At 33.3% G+C, this 21,510-nt stretch carries 25 protein-coding genes, 5 pseudogenes and 1 other annotated feature; of the genes and pseudogenes, 12 read left to right on the top strand and 18 right to left on the bottom strand.

The window, feature by feature from the left end:
• Positions 1–136: 136 nt before the first annotated feature.
• Entirely contained in the window at positions 137–286 is a 150-nt protein-coding gene (locus tag JFU18_RS00565) for a hypothetical protein (protein WP_165497923.1), read from the bottom strand.
• On the opposite strand from JFU18_RS00565, the pseudogene JFU18_RS00560 reads away from it, so the two are divergent.
• The 3 genes and pseudogenes from JFU18_RS00560 to JFU18_RS00550 form a co-directional block, all read left to right on the top strand.
• Positions 243–439 (top strand): annotated as a pseudogene (locus JFU18_RS00560) (helix-turn-helix domain-containing protein); the annotation flags it as partial. The gene JFU18_RS00565 and the pseudogene JFU18_RS00560 sit on opposite strands and share 44 nt — an antisense overlap.
• Positions 440–653: 214 nt before the next feature.
• Positions 654–1,847, top strand: coding sequence for a NupC/NupG family nucleoside CNT transporter (locus JFU18_RS00555; protein WP_002084844.1), 1,194 nt, complete (start codon positions 654–656; stop codon positions 1,845–1,847).
• 326 nt (positions 1,848–2,173) lie between these two features.
• Entirely contained in the window at positions 2,174–2,656 is a 483-nt protein-coding gene (locus tag JFU18_RS00550) for a DUF4367 domain-containing protein (protein ID WP_088039634.1), read from the top strand.
• Between the two features lie 372 nt (positions 2,657–3,028).
• On the opposite strand, the gene JFU18_RS00545 is transcribed toward JFU18_RS00550, so the two are convergent.
• A complete protein-coding gene (locus JFU18_RS00545; protein WP_201033983.1) occupies positions 3,029–4,276 on the bottom strand; it encodes a glutamate-5-semialdehyde dehydrogenase in 1,248 nt (415 codons plus the stop codon).
• An 82-nt stretch (positions 4,277–4,358) separates the two neighbouring features.
• Positions 4,359–5,462 carry a glutamate 5-kinase gene (gene proB / locus JFU18_RS00540; RefSeq protein ID WP_088039636.1) on the bottom strand — a complete coding sequence of 368 codons (1,104 nt, stop codon included), beginning with the start codon at positions 5,460–5,462 and terminating at the stop codon, positions 4,359–4,361.
• Positions 5,463–5,758: 296 nt separating this feature from the next.
• Positions 5,759–5,969, bottom strand: a binding site (T-box leader).
• Between the two features lie 381 nt (positions 5,970–6,350).
• Here proB and proC point away from each other — a divergent pair.
• Entirely contained in the window at positions 6,351–7,169 is an 819-nt protein-coding gene (gene proC / locus JFU18_RS00535; RefSeq protein ID WP_201033984.1) for a pyrroline-5-carboxylate reductase, read from the top strand.
• 477 nt (positions 7,170–7,646) lie between these two features.
• Here the strand turns inward: proC and desA are convergent, their stop codons facing one another.
• Positions 7,647–8,678, bottom strand: a complete 1,032-nt coding sequence (desA, locus tag JFU18_RS00530; RefSeq protein ID WP_201031290.1) for a Delta(5) desaturase DesA — start codon at positions 8,676–8,678, stop codon at positions 7,647–7,649.
• A gap of 599 nt (positions 8,679–9,277) precedes the next feature.
• On the opposite strand from desA, the gene JFU18_RS00525 reads away from it, so the two are divergent.
• Positions 9,278–9,868 (top strand): hypothetical protein, encoded by a 591-nt coding sequence (locus tag JFU18_RS00525; RefSeq protein ID WP_201031291.1) that lies wholly within the window; start codon positions 9,278–9,280, stop codon positions 9,866–9,868.
• Positions 9,869–10,037: 169 nt separating this feature from the next.
• Here the strand turns inward: JFU18_RS00525 and JFU18_RS30615 are convergent.
• Positions 10,038–10,112 (bottom strand): annotated as a pseudogene (locus tag JFU18_RS30615) (IS6 family transposase); the annotation flags it as partial.
• A gap of 520 nt (positions 10,113–10,632) precedes the next feature.
• Between JFU18_RS30615 and JFU18_RS00520 the strand changes: the two are divergent.
• Positions 10,633–11,115 (top strand): DUF2975 domain-containing protein, encoded by a 483-nt coding sequence (locus JFU18_RS00520; protein WP_002013525.1) that lies wholly within the window; start codon positions 10,633–10,635, stop codon positions 11,113–11,115.
• A gap of 10 nt (positions 11,116–11,125) precedes the next feature.
• Entirely contained in the window at positions 11,126–11,341 is a 216-nt protein-coding gene (locus JFU18_RS00515) for a helix-turn-helix domain-containing protein (RefSeq protein WP_000974615.1), read from the top strand.
• A gap of 42 nt (positions 11,342–11,383) precedes the next feature.
• Here JFU18_RS00515 and JFU18_RS00510 read toward each other — a convergent pair whose 3' ends face one another.
• The 11 genes and pseudogenes from JFU18_RS00510 to JFU18_RS00465 form a co-directional block, all read right to left on the bottom strand.
• A complete protein-coding gene (locus JFU18_RS00510) occupies positions 11,384–11,695 on the bottom strand; it encodes a hypothetical protein (protein ID WP_201033985.1) in 312 nt (103 codons plus the stop codon).
• 106 nt (positions 11,696–11,801) lie between these two features.
• Positions 11,802–11,966, bottom strand: a pseudogene (locus JFU18_RS00505) (DUF3887 domain-containing protein); the annotation flags it as partial.
• 198 nt (positions 11,967–12,164) lie between these two features.
• Positions 12,165–12,749 (bottom strand): SMI1/KNR4 family protein, encoded by a 585-nt coding sequence (locus JFU18_RS00500; protein ID WP_016101155.1) that lies wholly within the window; start codon positions 12,747–12,749, stop codon positions 12,165–12,167.
• Between the two features lie 210 nt (positions 12,750–12,959).
• Positions 12,960–13,148 carry a hypothetical protein gene (locus JFU18_RS00495; RefSeq protein ID WP_016101154.1) on the bottom strand — a complete coding sequence of 63 codons (189 nt, stop codon included), beginning with the start codon at positions 13,146–13,148 and terminating at the stop codon, positions 12,960–12,962.
• 22 nt (positions 13,149–13,170) lie between these two features.
• The gene (locus JFU18_RS00490) at positions 13,171–13,614 is read right to left on the bottom strand and encodes a hypothetical protein (protein ID WP_002032882.1); all 444 of its coding nucleotides are present in this window, start codon (positions 13,612–13,614) and stop codon (positions 13,171–13,173) included.
• A gap of 23 nt (positions 13,615–13,637) precedes the next feature.
• Entirely contained in the window at positions 13,638–14,000 is a 363-nt protein-coding gene (locus JFU18_RS00485) for a hypothetical protein (protein WP_002032883.1), read from the bottom strand.
• A gap of 42 nt (positions 14,001–14,042) precedes the next feature.
• On the bottom strand, positions 14,043–14,312 hold the full coding sequence (locus JFU18_RS00480; RefSeq protein WP_002032885.1) for a hypothetical protein: 270 nt from the start codon (positions 14,310–14,312) through the stop codon (positions 14,043–14,045).
• Positions 14,313–14,633: 321 nt separating this feature from the next.
• A pseudogene (locus JFU18_RS30610) lies at positions 14,634–14,735 on the bottom strand (DUF3887 domain-containing protein); the annotation flags it as partial.
• A complete protein-coding gene (locus tag JFU18_RS00475; RefSeq protein WP_201033986.1) occupies positions 14,725–15,309 on the bottom strand; it encodes a kinase in 585 nt (194 codons plus the stop codon). The gene JFU18_RS00475 and the pseudogene JFU18_RS30610, both read right to left, overlap by 11 nt.
• Positions 15,309–15,851, bottom strand: coding sequence for a GNAT family N-acetyltransferase (locus tag JFU18_RS00470; protein WP_002032891.1), 543 nt, complete (start codon positions 15,849–15,851; stop codon positions 15,309–15,311). Before JFU18_RS00470 ends, JFU18_RS00475 begins: the two co-directional genes overlap by 1 nt.
• A 15-nt stretch (positions 15,852–15,866) precedes the next feature.
• A complete protein-coding gene (locus JFU18_RS00465; RefSeq protein ID WP_002190017.1) occupies positions 15,867–16,250 on the bottom strand; it encodes a VOC family protein in 384 nt (127 codons plus the stop codon).
• Between the two features lie 280 nt (positions 16,251–16,530).
• Here JFU18_RS00465 and JFU18_RS00460 point away from each other — a divergent pair, with 280 nt between their 5' ends.
• Positions 16,531–16,779 (top strand): hypothetical protein, encoded by a 249-nt coding sequence (locus JFU18_RS00460; RefSeq protein WP_002013535.1) that lies wholly within the window; start codon positions 16,531–16,533, stop codon positions 16,777–16,779.
• A 144-nt stretch (positions 16,780–16,923) separates the two neighbouring features.
• Positions 16,924–17,156: pseudogene (locus JFU18_RS30290) on the top strand (hypothetical protein).
• 109 nt (positions 17,157–17,265) lie between these two features.
• On the opposite strand, the gene JFU18_RS00455 reads toward JFU18_RS30290, so the two are convergent.
• Both JFU18_RS00455 and JFU18_RS00450 read right to left on the bottom strand, forming a co-directional pair.
• Positions 17,266–17,802 (bottom strand): DUF2812 domain-containing protein, encoded by a 537-nt coding sequence (locus tag JFU18_RS00455; RefSeq protein WP_002137004.1) that lies wholly within the window; start codon positions 17,800–17,802, stop codon positions 17,266–17,268.
• Positions 17,803–17,809: 7 nt separating this feature from the next.
• A complete protein-coding gene (locus tag JFU18_RS00450; protein WP_000991891.1) occupies positions 17,810–18,127 on the bottom strand; it encodes a PadR family transcriptional regulator in 318 nt (105 codons plus the stop codon).
• Positions 18,128–18,331: 204 nt separating this feature from the next.
• Here JFU18_RS00450 and JFU18_RS00445 point away from each other — a divergent pair, with 204 nt between their 5' ends.
• From JFU18_RS00445 to JFU18_RS00435, 3 genes are read left to right on the top strand one after another with little or no spacing between them, the layout of a single operon-like run.
• Positions 18,332–19,261, top strand: coding sequence for an AAA family ATPase (locus JFU18_RS00445; protein ID WP_061674891.1), 930 nt, complete (start codon positions 18,332–18,334; stop codon positions 19,259–19,261).
• On the top strand, positions 19,258–20,421 hold the full coding sequence (locus tag JFU18_RS00440; RefSeq protein ID WP_002142295.1) for a DUF58 domain-containing protein: 1,164 nt from the start codon (positions 19,258–19,260) through the stop codon (positions 20,419–20,421). The genes JFU18_RS00445 and JFU18_RS00440 overlap by 4 nt, the downstream gene beginning before the upstream one ends.
• Entirely contained in the window at positions 20,396–21,505 is a 1,110-nt protein-coding gene (locus tag JFU18_RS00435) for a DUF4018 domain-containing protein (protein WP_201033987.1), read from the top strand. The genes JFU18_RS00440 and JFU18_RS00435 overlap by 26 nt, the downstream gene beginning before the upstream one ends.
• The last annotated feature ends 5 nt before the right edge of the window (positions 21,506–21,510 follow it).

Here is a 21,510-nt window from a genome sequence, read left to right as displayed (position 1 = left end):
GCTGGAGAAACGTCCTGCAATGATTTATTAAGCTTAATTAAAATTCAACAAAGAATGTTCAATGGATAAAGTAAAACTTTAATTAGGCATTTACGGGCCATTATCTCCCGCCTAACTTCCTTGCATTCCCCGCTTATTAATTCATTTGTGCATCGTTCAATAGCCCAATTATTTCACTCAACATTTCTTCTGTAAAAGCACCTGCGCTAAAGTTCACTAATGCTCGTAATGGCATATCGTCCATCATTTCAGAAGCATCACTATCCCATCTAGCAGAAATAGTCACATTAAACCTTAGTTATCTATCTTCCCTTTTCAAAAAGGAAGTTAGAATTTCTCTAAATGAATATATTCAGCGTGCCAAAGTCACTTTACAAAGATCTTTAAAAAATATACTGGTATTTCACCTAAACAATTTAAAAATGGATGCAGCTATTAATTGTCCTTCGTTCTACCAATAGATTTATTTTGTTGCTTTACATTATTAATACATATCCTTTATAAAGCGAAAAAACATTAATTTTTAGTACATAAATTGAAATAGACTAATCCCAAACATAATTTACATTCTTCATAACTTCTGATCATAATCCAAATTTGGAAGAATAGGGGCTTTTTTATATACAAATAATAAGCCTCAAGGAGTTGTTGACATGCATTTCATATTAAATATGTTAGGGATTTTCGTTGTAATATTAATCGTTTTCCTATGTTCGCCTAATAAAAGAAAAATAAAATGGAGACCAATTGTTATTCTAATAATATTGGAGCTTTTTATTACGTGGTTTATGTTAGGCACGAAATTGGGCAGTATTATCATTAATAAAATTGCGTCATTTTTCAGTTGGCTACTATCATGTGCGAATGAAGGAATTCGATTTGTATTTCCTTCAGCTATGGAAAATCAAACAGTTGATTTCTTCTTTAGCGCCTTACTTCCTATCATTTTTGTTATCACTTTCTTTGATATTCTTTCGTATTTTGGAATCTTAACTTGGATTATTGATAAAGTTGGTGCAATCATTTCAAAGATTTCTCGTTTACCAAAGTTAGAAAGCTTCTTTTCCATTCAAATGATGTTTTTAGGAAATACGGAAGCACTTGCAGTTGTTCGTGATCAATTATCTGTGTTAAAAGAAAATCGTTTGTTGACTTTTGGAATTATGAGTATGAGTAGCGTCAGCGGATCCATTCTTGGTGCTTATCTATCAATGGTTCCAGCAACATATATTTTCAGCGCTATTCCTTTAAACTGTATTAACGCATTAATCTTAGCTAATGTTTTAAATCCTGTAGAAGTTACTAAAGAAGAGGATGTTATTTATTCACCTTCAAAAAATGAAAAAAAAGATTTCTTTTCTACTATTTCAAACAGTATGTTAGTTGGGATGAATATGGTTATTGTTATTTTAGCGATGGTAATTGGGTATGTAGCATTAACAGCATGTTTAAATGGTATTTTGAGCTTTTTTGTAACAGGTTTAACAATTCAAAAAATCTTCTCGATTATCTTTAGCCCCTTTGCTTTTTTACTCGGTTTATCAGGAAAAGATGCTATGTATGTAGCTGAATTAATGGGGATAAAAATAACAACGAATGAATTTGTTGCAATGATGGATTTAAAATCAAACCTAAAGTCTTTACAGCCACATACAATTGCAGTTGCAACTACATTTCTAGCTTCTTTTGCAAACTTTAGTACAGTAGGTATGATTTATGGAACATACAATTCTTTATTTGGCGGGGAAAAATCATCAATAATCGGTAAAAATGTTTGGAAGCTTCTTGTTAGCGGAATGGCTGTTTCCTTATTAAGCGCTATGCTCGTTGGGCTATTTGTATGGTAAATAATCTTTAAAATAAAAGACACTCACTATATGTTAAAGATATATAACTACAATTAAGTATTATAATTAAAAGCCTCTATCAAAAATTACTAAGTAACTTTTGATAGAGGCTCCTTTTATTTAGGTCGCTCTATATTCATCCAAAAAATTGAATACTACTTTACAGGGTTCCTTCTTTTTCCTCTCTACCGATAATGATGCGTTAACTGAATATGTATGAAATATACATGATTCCTCGTTAAACAAAAGAGACAGGTTATTTAATAAAAAATAATAGTTTGGAAATACTACCTGTCAGAAAATCAAATTAGAATCGAGGTAATAAATTGATAGCTCCATTTCGTTTATTCATTACCTTAATACTTTTAATTAGTTACCCAATGACAATCATTGCTAAAGAAATTAAGTATAATCACAACAGCACTACTATTCCAGAAATACAGAAAAAAGTTAATTTCACTATTTTATCTCCAAAAAAGATTCCAGATGATTGGACATTAGATACAAAAACATCTCCTTGGATAAGCCTACATTATATGGATAGCAAGGATACAAAGCTAATGGTTGCTATTCACTTGAGTAGGAGAATTCCATTATCTGATAAAGACTTCACCCATGCTGAACAAATTGTGATTAACGGAAATAAAGGTTATTTTTCAGCATGGGGAAATAGTGGAACATTGGACAAGAATGGAGAACTCATTACAGGTGGTTTACTCTGTTGGACACAAGCTGGAACATATGTAAAAATGCAAAGTACAAGATTACCAAAGGAAAAAATGCTAGAAATCGCAAGGTCAATGAATTAACGTTATTTACTTGTAGAGCAATAATAAGTATTGAATAAATTAAATACAATAACTTCCTATATCGAAAATTATGTAAATAAGCTGTCCATATGGGCAGCTTATTGTATTTTTGTCTTAGCTTGTTTTTTCAAAATGCGCCGATCCTCCTTTACTACGTCTACAATTTTGACAATTTACCAAGTAAAATGGCATTGTCTTTTTTAGTTTTTTGTTTTCTTCATCCACGACCTTTTACTAAGCTAAGCATTCATTTTTTAGGTAAGTTCCTTAAACTACCTTTTATTACCAATTTAAAATTATGCATAAAAAAAGGACATTAGGAACATCGTCCCTTACTGTCCTTACTCATATATAAAACTAATTGCGTGTCTTTTATCTTCGAATCTGACCATTTCCACGAATCACATATTTTGTAGAAGTTAATGCAGGTAGCCCCATTGGTCCCCTTACGTGTAGCTTTTGTGTACTAATGCCAATTTCTGCACCGAATCCGAATTCAGATCCATCTGTAAAACGAGTCGATGCATTATGGTAGAGTGCTGCGGCATCAACAGATGTGAAAAACTTACTGACGTTTTCCTCGTTCTCTGTAATAATCGCTTCGGAATGCATGGATCCATACGTATTTATATGATGAATCGCTTCTTCTGTAGTGGAAACCACTTTAACTGCCAGTGTGAGAGATAAAAACTCTGTTTCCCAATCTTCTTCTGAAGCTAATGCAATAGAAGAATCAATTGCCAATGATTTACTATCTCCACGTAGCCCCACACCTCTTTCCTTCAAAGAAGAAAACAGCTCGCTACCAAATTGCTGCGCCCACTTCTCATGAAGTACAATCGTTTCTATTGCATTACATACAGATGGACGCTGCGTTTTTGCGTTTATAATAATATCAAATGCCATTTGTTTATCCGCTGTTTCATCAATGAAAATATGACAATTTCCCGCACCTGTTTCAAGTACTGGAACAGATGCTTCTCTCACTACAGTATCTATTAACTGCTTGCCGCCTCTTGGGATAAGAACATCTAAGTACTCATTCAATGTAAACAACTGCTTTGCACTATCTCGCGTTGTATCTTCTATGAGCTGTACACTTTCTGGAGGCAAGCTTGTTTGTTTGAGCGCTCGGTGAATAACGCTAACGATGGCTTTGTTAGAATTGATAGCAGAAGAACTACCACGTAATATGACTGCGTTTCCTGTTTTCAAACAAATCGTAGCAGCATCTACCGTTACATTCGGTCTTGCCTCGTAAATCATTCCGACAACACCAAGTGGTACGCGCATCTCCTGAATAAACAGTCCATTTGGTCGTTCCCATGCACTAACACATTCTCCAACAGGATCACGTAAATCAATTAGTTGCTTAATACCTTCAGTCATATCAATGATACGCTGTTCATTGAGCATAAGACGATCAAGAAGAGAATCAGAAAATCCTTTTGCCTTCCCTTCTTCAATATCCCGTTTGTTTTCCTCTAAAATATAAGCTGTTTCTACTATCATCTGATCAGCAATCGCAGCAAGTGCTTCGTTTTTTTGACTCGTAGATTTAAGAACAAGTTCTCGAGCAACCTCTTTTGCTCTTTTTCCCTTTGCCAATACTTCATTCATTTTATTTCCTCCTTTTTAAAGGTTACAGTTTGAGAGCCCTTTAACACCAGTATCTAAATCTTTCTTGTACTAGAATTAAAGCTTACAATGAAACCCAGTGATCTCTATGGATGACTTCATAATTATGCCTTTCGCCTCTTGCTTGAATATCTTGGCTTTGCATACCTTTTAAATTCCTTAGTTCCTCTGCGCTATATGTGCATTGTCCTTTTCCTATTACGCGCCCTTGTTGCGTAATTACTTCCACGACTTCATCCACTTGGAAAAATCCAGACACACTAGTAACACCAGCAGGAAGTAAACTCTTTCCATGTTGAATGATGGCAGTGGCTGCCCCCGCATCTACTTCAATTTGTCCGCTAACAAGCGAATGCAAGGCGATCCATTGCTTGTTCATCTTAATCACTTTTTGAGGAGCATTCCCGATATATGTTCCATCACCTTTGCCCTTCATAACATCTAAAAACTTCTCCTGTCCACATCCCGTTCCGATAAATACACTCACTCCAAGAGATAGTGCCGTCTTTGCAGCATCGATTTTTGATTTCATACCGCCAGTCCCAAGTTTTGAGCCAGCATCTCCTGCAAGAGAAGCAATTTCTTCCGTTACCTCAGGAAGGAAATGATATTTTTTCGCATCCGCATTTTTCTGAGGATTTTGGTCATATAAACCGTTCACATCGGTAAAAATCATGAGCATATCTGCCGAAACAAGTCCGCTTACTAAAGCTGACAGCATATCATTATCACCGAACGTTAGCTCTTCTAAAGAAATGGAATCATTTTCATTGATTATAGGAAGAGCAGAACGGTTTAGTAGCTCTCCTAAAGTAGCGTAAGCGTTACTGTATTGTTCTTTTCTAGAAAAATCACTTCTCGTTAGTAAAAGTTGTGCAGTAACGATACCATATTTACGGAATTCCTCCGTGTATGCCTGCATTAATAAACTTTGCCCGACAGCCGCAGCAGCCTGTTTCCCTTTAATTGTCACAGGTCTGCTAGGATACCCTAGAGCAGAAAAACCTGCAGCGACTGCCCCGGATGTAATTAGTAAAACTTCATGCCCTTCCTCTTTCAATCGAGCCAATGCGGCAACGTGATCTGAAAGTTGTTCTTTAGAAATGCCTCCGTGACTATCTGCCAAGGAACTACTCCCAATCTTTACAACAATTCGTTGTTTTTTCACTTTTGTATCCCCCAAGTCTAAAATCAAAGTTTTTATAAAGTGAAACTTTAATCAGTGGGGGTTTTGTTCATCCCCCACTGATTATTAGTTGAACCAATCGGGCATTTATGGGCAGTTGATCTCCCACCTACCTTCTTTGCTCCACCTGAATTTTGAGGTGGGAGTTTTACTGCCCGTTAATGCGGGATAAATTTCACTTCTATTCATACAGCTTACAGCGGCTTCTATTCTTATCAGTGCTGCACCTAGCCTATTAAAGAGCAAAATAAAAATGACCACTTCGCCCTTAATAAAATAAAAAGGACGAAACGGTCATTGTTCCGCGGTACCACCTTAATTGATATACACAGATATCCACTTGGCGCCTATAACGCAGGCGTACGCCTAAACTTTCATTTAAGACTCAGGGATAGGTTCGATACATTCTATACGAGGAATCTTTCAGCCGGTGAATTCCACTCTCTTTCGCAAGAAGACATATGTACTATTTCCCTTCAACGATTTTCCATTTGATTTTTTATATTATGCTATATATTTCGTTTTTGTGTCAAGAGGTATTTTGCAAAATGAATAGAGCGACAAGCTTTAAGTATGAAATTATGTACACATTTATGAATATCACCATATCTAGAAAAAGTTGATATAACTATACCTATTCTCCAACATGCTTTTAAACGTTACCAAATAGTAAATAACATAAAATATTAAATAATTGAGAATGCACTTGTTTAGTACAGAATAAAATTGATTTCTTTATTTTTTGTATTGCAAAAAAGAACGTATTCTCTTAGAATGTTTCTTTATATTGCACTTGGATGTTATTGTTATTTTAGAATAATAATTTGAAACCGATATAATTTATGATAAAAGGAGCCAGATTGAGTTATTATGGACAAACAAATTGGATTCATCGGATGCGGAAATATGGGGATGGCTATAATTGGCGGGATGATAAACAAAAATATAGTGTCTTCAAATAAAATCATTTGTTCAGATTTAAACACTACTAATTTAAAACATGCTAGTGAAAAATATGGACTAACTACAACTACTGACAACAATGAAGTAGCTAAAAATGCTGATATTTTGATTTTATCAATTAAACCAGACCTATACGCATCAATAATTAACGAAATAAAAGAAGTAATCAAAAACGATGTTATCGTCGTAACGATCGCTGCAGGAAAAAGCATTAAAAGTACTGAAGATGCTTTTGATAAAAAGTTGAAGGTTGTACGAGTAATGCCTAATACACCTGCTCTTGTTGGAGAAGGAATGTCTGCGCTATGTCCTAATGAAATGGTGACGGAAAAAGATTTAGAAGATGTATTAATCCTTTTCAATAGTTTTGGTCAAACAGAGATCGTAAGCGAAAAATTAATGGATGTTGTAACATCTGTAAGTGGTTCTTCGCCAGCATATGTATATATGATTATAGAAGCGATGGCAGATGCTGCTGTACTAGATGGTATGCCACGAAATCAAGCATATAAATTCGCAGCTCAAGCTGTATTAGGCTCTGCAAAAATGGTACTAGAAACAGGAATGCATCCAGGTGCATTGAAAGATATGGTTTGTTCCCCAGGCGGAACGACAATAGAAGCTGTAGCAACATTAGAGGAAAAAGGCTTACGAACAGCCATCATTTCAGCTATGCAGCGTTGTACACAAAAGTCTGTTGAACTATCTAGGCAAACTAAAAAGTAACAACTGCAAAAAAGACCAGATTAGCTGAATACACAAATCTTTAAACAGCTTTACACTTTATGCACATGTGGTTTACATACTCCCCTGTTTCCACTAAAAGATAAACGGACAAATTCATGAATAATTGAGTTTGTCCGTTTTGTATTTTATTATCTCAAAATAACTTAATGACTCTTATTGTTATTTATTTTGCAGATTAAGATACTCTTGTTATTACGTTAACATCATTTTCATGTCTATTGAAATATTCTCAGGGACTAAGCATAATATCCATTAAAAAAGGTTGTGGTATCAATCGTCTCAAATTATTAACATAATAATTTTATCATCTTCTTATATTAATACCTACTATTTCCTAATCCACCTCCATTACAATTTAAATCATTCAAGTTTTCTCCATATCGTGCATCTACTAGTTAAACAAAAACTCCCCTTAAATCGAAAATGATTAAGGGGAGTCAGTCATATTTGATGAAGTTATAGTTTTGATTTTACTGGAATAGAAACATTGTTTTTCACTAATTTTTTAACGTCTTTAAAGGTAACAAAATTGTTGTTTTGCTCATCCCAAAGACGGAAACGGATTGACCGCAAGCTTGTAGCAAGAGTAATCGTTGGTACATTTTTTAAAGGAAGCGTATTATTGTGTGCCTCTTCTAGTTTATAGTTAGGTACTCTTGGACTTAAATGGTGAACATGATGAAATCCAATATTACCAGTTAGAAATTGCAGGATTTTGGGAAGTTTATAAAACGAACTTCCTTCCACTGCCGCTTTCACATATTCCCAATCTTTATCTTCTTCAAAATAAGAATCCTCGAATGTGTGCTGTACGTAAAACAGCCAAATACCTATTGAACCTGCTATTAAGAATATAGAACCGTGTACTAAAAGAAACGATTGCCATCCGATTGCCCAGCAAAGTAACCCTACTAAAGCAACAATTAAAACATTCGTCAAATAGGTGTTCATGCGTTCCTTCTTTCTAGCACCTTTTCTGTTAAATCTATTTTTAAGTAGAAAAACATAAATCGGACCTAACCCAAACATAACGAATGGGTTGCGATATAAACGATATGCTAAACGGAGTCTAAATGGCGCTGCTAAATATTCATTCACTGTAAGCGTCCAAATATCTCCTGTACCTCGCTTATCCAAATTACCACTTGTAGCGTGATGAACGGAATGCTCATGCCCCCATTGATCAAACGGGAATAAAGTTAAAACACCCATACATGTCCCTACTATTCTATTTACACGACGGCTTTTAAAGAAAGAATGATGGGTACAATCATGAAAAATAATGAAAACCCGTGTCATAAATCCAGCGGCTAACAGAGATGGAACTAATGCTAACCAATAAGAAACGGACAAACTTTTATAAGCAAGGTACCATAAGATAATAAATGGCACTACCGTATTGATGATTTGCCAAACACTTTTTTTTGCCGTTGATTTTTCAAAAGGAGCAACTTGTTTTTTTAAATTTTTAGTATTTTGTAATGTCATTTTTTCTAATTCCTTTCCTTTATGTTGCTAATTCGTATTATAACACATTATTAGTAGCAGGTGTTATACGCAGGTATAATAAATATTTTATACTATGAAAATCTCTTTTTTCTTACTCATTCCTTACAAATTGCTTACGTCCAGAATAGCTTCTATTATAGGATAGAAGGAGCATTTGTGCCGGAAATTCCGAAATTTTTCCCAATAAATATATTAATTAAAAAGAAACACAGAGTTTTTTCACTTCTGTACTGCCCCGTTTCCACAATAAGAAGTGAGCATATCATAAGTCGGTGAACGTAATGTTCACTTGTTGCAACTGATTTTATCGGAACTGGATCTATTTCATGAAACAAATCAAATTACATTTAAAATAAAAAACTAGTCTATTTTGAAAACTTCCTTCACTTTTATTTAACTGTTATTCTATATAAAATATAAAAATTTAATGTCGTTTATTTAATTTTAAATATATGATATATTCAAAATGTTAATCATACAAAGTTAATAAAATGAAAACAAGGGAAATTTATGAAAAAACGCATTTTATATTCATACTAAAATCACATAGTTTTTAGTATAGAAAGGAGCTTCAAAATTTGAATAAGAATTTAACCAAAATTACATTAATAAGCGGTATCGCTCTTATACTTTATCATTTTTTTAAATGGTATTTAGTTGAATTCCTTACCCCATTTGTTATGCCATTTCTTTCAATAATAGTTCATGGATTGTTTTTCTTAATATTAATTTTCACAATCATACATCTTATCAAATACAAAAATTGGAAACCGTTAATTATTCAATTAATCATAATAATTACTTGGATATGTATACCATTTAATGAGATTTATATAAATTTAGATTTTATTATCTATAAAGAAGACCGTGAAAAAGTTATAGCACTTATAGAACATAAAGAGTTAACTCCTAATGTTCATTATGATAGTAGACAAATTCATTTACCTAAACAGTTTGCATCCACTTCCAAAAACGGTGGGGATGTAATTATTCAACAAAATAAAAATGGTATTTCTGTTTTCTTTTTTACTTATCGTGGTATATTAGATAATTTTTCAGGATTTATTTATACACCAAATGATACTAGACCAAACAAATACGACTTTAATAATGAATATAAAGAAATCACAAAAATAGAAAAAAACTGGTATTATGTCACATCATATTAAAGAACACAAAAATTTTCTTTTAATTATATTAAAAACATACCGTATTTATAGAAAGGGAATGCTTGTATACTATATACTGATCTGTACTGCATTCCCTAATTAGGCCCGAAACGGATTCTTGTCGTATTAGCTCATTCAAGGTGATGCAATTTTTTTACAAGTGATACATCTTTTTTATCATATACGTCGCTTTAACACCACTCAATATAGAGGTTGCTGTTTCAAATGACTCGAACCCTAACATAGGAGTAGCATCACACATCCATCAACTTAAGAATTTTCTCAGTTTGGATTATTTGTTTTTCTCAGCTTGATTGTGACAGGGCACTGCCAACAAAAAGCGATTTTCGTAAGCTAAGCGATCTTTTATATAAAAAAGCCGATTTCTTGTAATCTAAAGGATAATCGGCTTTTTACTATTCATTTATTTGTAGTAGTTGAAGAAATTCTAAAGGTATAATCATATTAATTATTATCTATAAAGTGAAACTTTAATCAGAGGGGGTTTTTTCCATCCCCACTGATTATTAGCCTTCACCAATCGGGTTTTTACGGGCAGCCCGACTCCCACAAATAGCGGGATAAGAACGACTTAATCGTTACTTTTAACATAACATCATTTACAGAAAGAAGGAATGATTATCTTCATTAAAATACAAAATTGGTTTAACAATAAAAACAAGATTATAATAAATAAAAATTTATTGTTAAACGATAAATTTCATGTTAGATTAAATAGATAATTAATAAATGAGGTGCTTTATATGAAACAAGGATCAACACTCTTTTTAAAGACAGCTATTATTCTGATTGGAATCCCTGTTCTTGCTTTATGTATATTTTTAGTTCCTAACATAGGGAAATATGCAGCGGAATTGTTCCCGGATATTGCATTTATAAAATATCTTGTTTTAATCAATCTATATGCAACGGTGCTACCTTTTTATTTTGCTCTGTATCAAGCTTTTAAACTTGTAAGCTTCATTGACAAGGGTAACGCTTTCTCGAAATTATCTGTTAGAGCTTTAAAAAAGATAAAAAACTGCGCAGTAACAATCAGTATTTTATATGTGGTAGGTATGCCACTCTTCTATCTTGTAGCGGAAAGAGATGATGCACCAGGTATTATTATACTTGGCATGCTCCTAATCTTTGCTTCAATGGTTATCGCAGTCTTTGCTGCCGTTCTCCAAAGACTTTTAAAAGATGCGATAGATATAAAATCAGAAAATGATTTAACGGTCTGAGGTGAATAACATGGCAATAATAATTAATATTGATGTAATGTTAGCTAAAAGAAAAATGAGTGTAACAGAGCTTTCGGAGAAGGTTGGAATTACAATGGCTAACCTTTCTATATTAAAAAATGGAAAAGCAAAAGCAATTAGAATTACAACTTTAGATGCTATTTGTAAAGCATTAGAATGCCAACCTGGGGATATTTTAGAATATCAACCTGAAGATACCGAATAAAAAAGAGTCCTTCTATTAATGAAGGACTCTTTTTATTGCTCATTACGGCGCAAAATTTATTTGACCAGTAAACAATAAGATAATCGCGATAATCCAAAATATAAAAAATGATGAGGACAGTATTAATGAAATAATAGCTATCCCCTTTTTCTCTGTTTGTTTCGTCATTGTGATTATTGAAAGGATAATACCTACACCTGTAAGAGCAATCGTTACATAATCTCCAACTATATTTCCCGCATTCGCTATTCTCGTCGGAGTTATAAAAACGAATAAAAAACACATAATTCCGATGAGTAAAGATAAATAGCTTATTATACTGTACTTCTTTTTGGGAACTATTTCGGTTTTCATAATACCCACCCCTTTTATATAGCTATGTGTTCATATTAGCACAAATAACCATAATTTGGTTATAATTAAAAAACAGATACAGTGGAAACTTCCACTGTATCTGTTTTTATTTAATATATAAACCTGCTATTTCCTCTTTATCATTATAAGTTATGATAAAGGTACGTTGTTCTTTACTATATTTTGCTACAAGAACAACAGTATATAAACCATCTTTTTCTTCAATCGACTTTTTTTCAATCTTTTCGAATATACCAGCTTTTTCAATTACATGTAAAGTGATAATAATGTTATTTAATTCTGATTTAAAAATATAAGAGCCTCGCTACAAATCATATTGTAGTAAGACTCTTTAAAGTTGTTTAATTTCTAACCTTTTAAATGAGTTTGTAGACAAATATAAATAATAAATTTGTTTAAATCTTGTTCAACTAAAGCTCCCATTAGTTGAAGTGTAATTCTTCACAAATTATTGAGATTCTTCTTCTAGAAAATTAAAATCACCATCAATAAGATCCTGTAAATACTCATCAAAGCTGTTTGCAATCACTTCATATTCATCAGGGTCGTGCAAAAAACGAATTATTTGACCACATACACCTTCATCAGAAGGGTTAAAATCAATATAGAGTCTTGATGTTCCACCATTGTTCATACAGTCTGAAAAATGAATATAAGTGCCAGGGAGAAGTCCTTTTGGATTTATCTTAGAATCAACAGTATCCTCGTCATCTTGGTATTCTAAAAGATAAGAGACGTCTTCTTCTTCTTTTGAACTTTCGAGCATCTGCTGTGTAGAAAGCAAATAATATGGATACTCTTCAACATCTGAGCCTAAAATACATACCGCAACTTTGTTTTCTCCATATTTCCGCCAATATGTACCATCAATATTTTCAAGTAAAGAGATTAGTGATTCTGGACAATTTGGATATTCTGACCTTAATGTATCAATATCATCTTTTGTAGCACCGTACGCTTTATTTAGTGCCTCGAGATCATCTGTTGATAATGCTGCTCTCAAGCCGTTTAAAAATTTGTTTACCAAATCCATTATTTCGTCCTCCCAATAATAAAATATAAAATTTTTTTATTAGTCTATATACCTAACATAAATAAGATTATTCACTTTTATCGAAAGCCTCATTTCATCTTTTTGTTCAAGCAAATGTAAGCAGATAATCCCATTGTAATTATTGATAGGGTGAGTTGAGCATATTTTCCCACTTGAAATATGTACGTAAATATCAAAATTAGGTCATTTTCACTCTACTATGATAAAACCTTCTAACTCGAATGCCATTGATGGTTCACTATTTACTTGTGTATGTAAGTTACCTTCTTCGTCTATTACTACAACTGTGTCTATTAACCCATCTGCACTTAATATATCACCTAATTTTAAGTCTTGACCCTTTACCGTTTTGATACCTAGTTCTATATTTGGAATCATGTTCCTACCATCCTATTAGAAATTAGAAATTATAATTTAAAAATGGTAACTTTACACTAGTGTCTACTTCTCCTGTATACAACTCTACAAATACATTTGAAGTTTCATGCGGTATATAGATTGTTGTGACTTTCTCGTCAATATGTACGTAAGCAATTACTTCCATGTATTCATCACAGTCTTTCATAGGTACAAAGGTTAGACAAGGAGATACCCCTAAAGGTACTTCTTTCTTATCTATAAATTCCTTACACATGACAGTCTTCTCTACTTGATATGTAGTTATATGTACATTGTCTACTTCTGTTATTTTTACATTAGTCGGTATCTCTATCCCTAATAGATTACACCAACTGTTTAAGATGGACCTTTTCTCTGTACTTAATATAATGTCACCTTCACCATTTAAAACAAAAAGAGACTCCTTTTGGTCTCTCCCTACTTTTACCTGTTTCATCTCAATCATATTGCATACTCCTTTGTGAAATATTAGTTGAAGTATTGTTTCAGTAACTCACTACCTGTTTTAAGTCTTGTATAATATTGTCCATCTTTCTTCTCGAATTCACCGTTGTTAGCAAATTCTTTCTTTACACTTTCTAAGTTCGATGAATCAATAATACCAAACACATCGCCTATTTCAAAGTTACCTTCTTCATTTATACACTCTTCTAATAAGTAGTATTTGTCTTCTTCTAAAGGAACTATCTTACCTTTTGTAATCGAATACAGATGTTTTGTTTCCTCTACCTGTACCGTAATAAAAATCCAACCAACTCTTACAATGGTACATGGCGTTAACCCCTCAAATGTAAGTGCAACTACTTTTTGGTCTTTCTTGAATTTCCCCATCCTTGGTACCCCTTTAAATAGATTTATTTCTCCTAAAGTCTACTATTTTATAGCGTAACCATAGTCTCTCAAACATCTATCTGCCCTAAGTAATACATCTCTAAGAGTTTCCTTTTCTGTATATCCTAGTTCACTAATCTTTTTTTTTGCATATTCTAGTTCACTATCAATCGTATTCCAGTATACTTTACCGTATTTCGTTACAGTTTCTACATGAATATCCTCAACATAAGCTTCGTGTCGTTCCATTACATCTTTACCGTTTTCTCTATATCCTAAATACTTATAGAATGCACCTACCCCTAGTACCACTTACCTTAGTAAAACCTGCTCTTGCACTACCTATATGGAATGGCATGTTCTACCCCTCTTTTATTTTAATATGATATTATAGCGTTCTCTTTGTTGTGAACTCATAAACTGCCCTACAAATTGTAGTTCATGCCAGTTAAACTCTTTCATGGCAACATAGATGACAGTTAACTTATTGTCTACCATTCCATAATATACCCATTCTTGCTTTGCCTTTGAAAAATTATGCTTTTCTACCCTTTGTAATAAATTGAATTTTTTTTATAGAGCTAACCTGCATGGTTAGCTCTATAAGAATTAAACAACTTTATTATCTCTTAACATTACAGGAGTAAGATCTTTCATTTTCTCCTCTGATAATGCGGTTTTCATCTTGCTATCAAATTTTTCATGCATTTCTTGATACTTAGCTTCATTTTGTAATTACTAAATCCGCTCTCTCCCTCGGCAATTCCACTTCCAAATAATACTCCTCAGCCTTCCAATACCTACTTTGAAACTTTGGAAGGTTCTTCTGCGTTTCCGGACTTTCACGTAGAAACCTTGTCTCTCTTGAACAATCCAAATACACCATATAATGAAAAAAATCTCTCCATTCTTTTCGCTGCAGAAAAACTCCTTCTACAATTATTACACCTACTAAAGGAAGCTGTATTTCTTTCATTTCACATGAGTCTGTTCCATCATGATAAAAAGGTAATTCTAATTCAATAGCGCTTTGTAACTTTTGAAAAAGGTTTCGCAGCAAGCAATCGATATCCCATTGAAAGTTGCAATACTCATACCACTCTGCAAATCCAGTATTATATCGCTTGTTACGCTCGGTTATGTGATCATCAATATGAAAAATATGAAACGGGATTCCATTTCGTTTCATATTTTCTTCTAATTTTTTAACCAACGTTGTTTTACCCGAACGACTTAGTCCGTCTATACCTAATATAAATCGCTCATCTTTATGGTCCTTAATAACCTTCATTATCTCATTTGTGCTCATTACTTTTGCCAATCTTCTTTTAATAATGAATAAACGACCGTGTCATGAGCAACATCATTTTGAATCATATATTTTCGAAGTAATCCTTCTTCTTGAAATCCGGATTTTTTTAATAAATTACGGGAAGCTTCATTTTCTATATATACGACAGCTGCAATTCTTATAAAATGCAACGTTTCAAATCCGTAAGCTAGCATTGCTTGCAGTGCTTCGGTTGCGTATCCTTGTCCCCAATATGTATCATCTAGCTCATAACCAATTTCAGCTCGTTTATGATGCTTGTTAATTAAATGAAACCCACACGTACCAATTAATTGATCCGTTCCTTTCTTCTCTATTCCCCAGCGAAATACACTTCCCTCTTCATTACGCTTTCTAAACGTTTGAATAGTTGTTTTCGCTTGCTCAATATTTTCGAAAGAGTCCATTCCAAAATAACGAATAACGGATTCTTTTGAAAAATAATGGAACATCGCTTCTGCATCTAATAGTGTAAGTTCTCTTAATAGTAAACGTTCTGTTTCTAATTTTGGAAACCCCATCCTCTTTTTCTCCTTCTATTCTAATGAACTACAAATTTCAATATAATTACCGTCTGGATCGGCAATGTACGCAATTGTTTGTCCCCACGGTTTTATGATTGGCTCAACTAGAACTTTAACCCCTTGTTCTTTTAATTTCTCAATCGTTTCCTTAACATCATCTACAACAAACCCTAACTCAAAATGAGAAGATTGTAGTACACCTTCTGTAAGAGGTAGTCCCGTTAACTCCTTAACATCCTCTCGTGTATTCATCGCTAAAATTGTTGCTCCTGTTTCAAATTCAATATATGTACCGTGCTCTGCTCTTATTGGCAATCTTAAAATTTCTTTATAAAACTGAAGACATTGCTCAAACTTTTCTACATATAAAATAATGTATTTCATTTTTAAGTTCATAATTATTCCCCCTTAACCTTCACCTCTAAAAATTCGACAAATGTTTTTAAAAACCTTGTACCTTATTGAGATGAGCACAAAAAAATGAGGCCGATTTCTCGGCCCCCACTTATTGGCATAAAACAGGAGATTTGGTTTGGACATAACCAGTTCTTACATTTATTATATTTTATTTTTTCTGAATTTTAAATATAATAAACACCTATTTATATTGAGAAAGTTTTTTTACTTGCATAAAATCATACCGCTTAAGAAATGCTACAAATGGAGGTGTATACATATGGAACCAATGCTATGTCCAAGCTGTAAAACGAACCGAACGCGCTTTAATATTCTTGAGCAACAAGTAAAACCAGTAAAATTAAATCCACAAACAGGTCATGTAGAAGAAGAATACACAAATGAAACGATGAACGCTTTTCATATGGCTTATCAAGGACCTACTTACCGCGTCCAATGTGCTGTATGCGGGCTTGTTGAAAACCCAGAACAATTTATAAAACCTGCGCAAAATCAGTCTTTCTCATAAAATCATTACTATCCCTTATAGAAATAGATTTTTCTTTAAGGGATTTTTCCTTTTAATGAGGTAGTACAAAACGTATTTCTTCCTTATTATATTTTAAACTCCATACTCTTCTGGTAATATTTACATAAGAGATTAGTTTGCCACATGATCATACTCTACTTTTGGATTTTCGATTGGAAGAAGATAACAACTCCTTACGGTCTAGCTATATGGATTGTTTCTACTGTTTGCGGCTTTTTACTTTATTACCACTTTAAACATCAAAACTCTAATAAAATAGTATTAATCAGTAGTTCATTATTATTAATCATTTCTTCATCATTTATGATTTTTTAGGTATTATTACTAGTATTATCTTCTATACCTTAAATATATAGTCTTTTATTATGTAAAAAAGAGTGAACAAAATAAAATTACATAGAAATGAAAGAAGATGATTCCCGTATAATATCTACGAAATCATCTTCTTTTAAAATCCACTCTTTATTATAATATTTCGCTTTTCAATTTCTTAATTTTCCAAGAGATCCTTATAAAGAAATAAACATACATACAACTAACAAGCCCCATCATAACTTTCGCCCACATTGGCACTATTGATTCTGTTGAATTTAAAAATGTGTTAAACATTAACGGTAACATAGCTATTGAAATAAATGCAAAAAATTGTAATAACTCCTTCATTTTTTGCACCTTCGTGTCCTTCTCTGAATATATGTCAGGTAACTCATTTTCCTCTTCTACTTCTTTACAAAAATAATTCCATCTTGTAAAACTCGTTACGCGTTTCCAACCAGACATTTCATATATTTCGAAGTACTCTTGTTGTTTTTCTTTTGAATCTCTATAAACCAATCTAAAATCCGCTTTATATATTACATCTTTCGGCTCGGTTTTCTTAAACGTATACATCATATTATATTTTTGTAACGCCCAGCCTTGCTGATGCATCTTTCGTAAAAAAACTTCTTCTTTTTCTAAATTCCATGCCGTAAAAAATTTAAATACCTTCTTTGTCTCCATCTTCCATTCACTCCCCTAATATACTGTTTCCATTTCTTACAGATCTCTGTAACCTGTTATACTCTAGCTCTAACACTTCTCTCCCAAACGGTGTTAACTCATAGCACTTCTTTCTGTCTGTAGAGGCAACTTCAACAATCAATTTCTCTTTTAATAACTTCGTAGTATTCCCATATAAAGTACCAGGACCGAGCTTTACTTCCCCATTTGTCATCTCTTCTACCATTTGCATAATTCCATAACCATGCATTGGCTTTACAAGTGACAACAATATGTAATATGTCGCCTCAGTTAATGGAATGTATTTTTGCGCTTTCGCATTCATTATAACTACCTCCGATACATCGCTTCATGATATATCGACTCGCGATACATCGTATAACGATATTGTATAATCATATTCCAAAATATGCAAGTGTAATATTAAAATTAAATATCCATTTCTTTGAATTAAAAAATCATATCAATTTTCTGAATAATTTGTTAAAATATAGAAATATCCGCTTTTATTTTGAAAGGAATGATACATATGATAACTAAATTGAAAGAAAACATAGGATCTGTTTTTGTCGGTAAGGAAAATGTAATTGATTTACTCCTCGTTTCACTGCTTGCTGATGGACATGTACTGCTTGAAGACGTACCTGGTACTGGAAAAACATTACTAGCAAAAACAATTTCTAAAAGCATTGGTGGTAATTTTTCTCGCGTTCAATTTACCCCTGATGTACTTCCGAGTGATGTAACAGGTATTGAATATTTCAATCCAAAAACTAGTGAATTCGAATTAAGACTTGGACCAGTTATGACAAACATATTACTTGCAGATGAAATTAACCGTGCGATGCCGAGAACACAATCTAGTTTGTTAGAAGCGATGGAAGAACGACAAGTAACGCTTGAAAAGCAGTCTACTCCTCTTCCGAAACCGTTCTTTGTTATTGCGACGCAAAACCCGATTGAATCACAAGGAACTTTCCCTCTTCCAGATGCACAACTTGATCGTTTTTTAATGACGATTTCAATTGGTTATCCGTCTCCTGAAGATGAATTAAAAATGATGCGCCGTTTTCGTAACAATGCACCGTTAGAAAGCGTCACATCTGTCATTTCTTTAGAAGACATTTTAGAAGCACAGAAACAAGTGAAAGAAATTTTCGTATCAGAACCGTTAGAACATTACATTATTAAGCTTGCTCACGCTACAAGAAATCATGATTACATTGCTAACGGTGTAAGCCCGCGTGCTACATTAGCTTTAGTACGTGCCGTTCAAGCATTAGCCTTTTTACGCGGGAGAGAATATTGCACGCCTGAAGATATACAATTTTTAGTTCCTTCTGTTTGGAATCACCGTATCGTCTTGTCAATGGAAGGAGCTTTACGTACGACAAAAAATGAATTAATGCAAAGGATTTTAAAAGAAGTAGACGTACCTGTGGAGATTGAACAAGCATGAATGGACAGCGCGTTGTAACTGTACCTTTATTTTTTCAGCTCCATATTATTCAATTAACTGTGCCAGGCGCTATACTATTTACGTTTTTTCTGCCGCAACGAATTATTATGTTTCTCTTTTTCTTCTACTATTTATTTGCGATTTTTATTTATAAATATGTCGCTTACATAGAGAAAAAGTTTCAAGTAATAAACGAGAAACAAACAACTCGGCTTTTCCCTGATGAATCTGGACAGTTTTTTATTCATTTAAAAAATGGGGCAAATATACCACTCGTTAATGGTGTTTGTTATTTTCATTTAGATTCTTCCCTTATACCGCATAAAGATCAAGGGATTGAACAAATATCAAAAACGTTATTTTCTTTCCCATTTTCACAACCTGCTCATTCGGCACAAAAATGGGATTTAACATTAACCGCAACGAAGCGTGGTGTCTTTCAAATTGAACAATTTGAATGTGTTTTAAAAGATCCTTTTCATCTTTTAACTGTACATTTACCTGTTTTCGATAAGTTAAAGACTGAAATTATTGTGTACCCTTCTCCTAAAGAGATAGCCGGTTTACAAGAACTTCAGCAACTATTAACAGGTTCGTATCGAACGAATTTCTCTTTTTACAATGATGAAACATCCATTATCGGTGTTAAACGATATGAACGTGAATCTTTCCGCTCTATTCATTGGAAAGCATCTGCTAAAATGCAGGCGTTACAAGCGAAGCAATATGAACCTGTAAAAAATTATAGTTGGACAATTTGTCTTTCTTTAGCTGCTGATCGTGGGTTTGGTTGGAAAGAAAATGTAGAAGACCTTATTTCTTTTACAACATACATTTGTCAATACGCAACGCAGCATCAAATTCCGTTTGAGTTATTTATTAGTGTTTTAGCAGAAACTGGTGCATTACATTTACCATTAAACGAAGGACAAACACATTACGGGAAGGCTTTAGAGGAATTAGCACGTATTTCAGATGATAGTACGTTACTTCCGAAACAAGGATTTCTTCATTATGTAACGAGAAAAAGGGAACGCTCATCTACAATGATATACATTGGTTTGCAGAAAAAGGAGCTCCCTCTTCTATCTCAGCCTACGTTCCTCATTAATAATGAAGGGATGGTGGAAAAGCTTGAAAACTTGGCTCTATCACGTTAATGACTTTATTCTGCTCCTCCTCCTTTCGTTATTAACAGAAAGGGACGAACTAGTTGGTATTGCTATATTTTTTGTGACCGGTTATGTAGGAGTATTTTTTATTCATAAATTTATGAATAAAAAAACAACAGGTTTTGTACTACTGTTAGTTATTCAAATAATCGGTTGTTCTTTATTTTTACCTTTCTCTATTTTAGGCACAATATTATTACCACTGTTTTTCTTTATCGTACACTCTGTTGGACCGGGATATCCAGTACAAAAATCGTTAGGCGGTATTGTATGGTTTGTCGTTTCAGCTATATTTTATGCCCCCTTTCCGCCATTGTGGAAATTGTTACTATTAACTTTACACATTATGATTACATTTTGGTTAACAGGTTCCAATCGTAATCAACAGCTATTACGTTTCACTTCTATTATTACGATTGGAATAATTAGCGCTTTACTTATTCCGGTATTTCCTTATATTCGGCTTCTTTTTTCTTATATCATACAAGTAGTTGCCTTAGGATTTGGTTATGCTTTAAATCCATTGTTCTCGGCAGCTGCATTAAAAGATACAGACGACTTTTGGTCGAATAAAGGAAATTTAAAAGATCCTCAAATTAAAGAGGAATTGGGGCAACGTCCTTTTGATCCAACTCTCATAAATAGCATTACAATAATAGCCTGTACAGCCATCGCTATTTACGTCGTTTGGAAAATAGTAAAAAAACGAAAACATTTAAGTTTACCAAATATGCCTGTCTTTGAATCTACAATCATTACTGATAAAGAAGGCATTAGCCAAAAACGCTTCAAACGAAATAAACCACCAAATAACGAAATTCGGAAAGAAATTTTCAAACTCGAGAGCAAGCTATCTCCTCCTTTAAACCGAGAACGAGGAGAAACTGTTGAAGCTTGGCTAGAGAGAATTAATGATGAAGAAGAGGTAAATATTCAGAGTCATATTATTATAGACGCGTATAATGCAGTGCGTTATTCAAATGGTGAAAACACTGTACTTCTGCATGAATTTAAGGAAGAGGTTCATAAGCTTTATGCGTATCAGAAGAGTTTGAAGAAGAAGAGAAAATGATGTAT

This window comes from Bacillus sp. TH22, from assembly GCF_016651015.1.
Classification (GTDB): domain Bacteria; phylum Bacillota; class Bacilli; order Bacillales; family Bacillaceae_G; genus Bacillus_A; species Bacillus_A mycoides.
The sequence above is the reverse complement of the archived record's forward strand: the minus strand, read 5'-3'. Positions and strand labels throughout refer to the sequence as shown.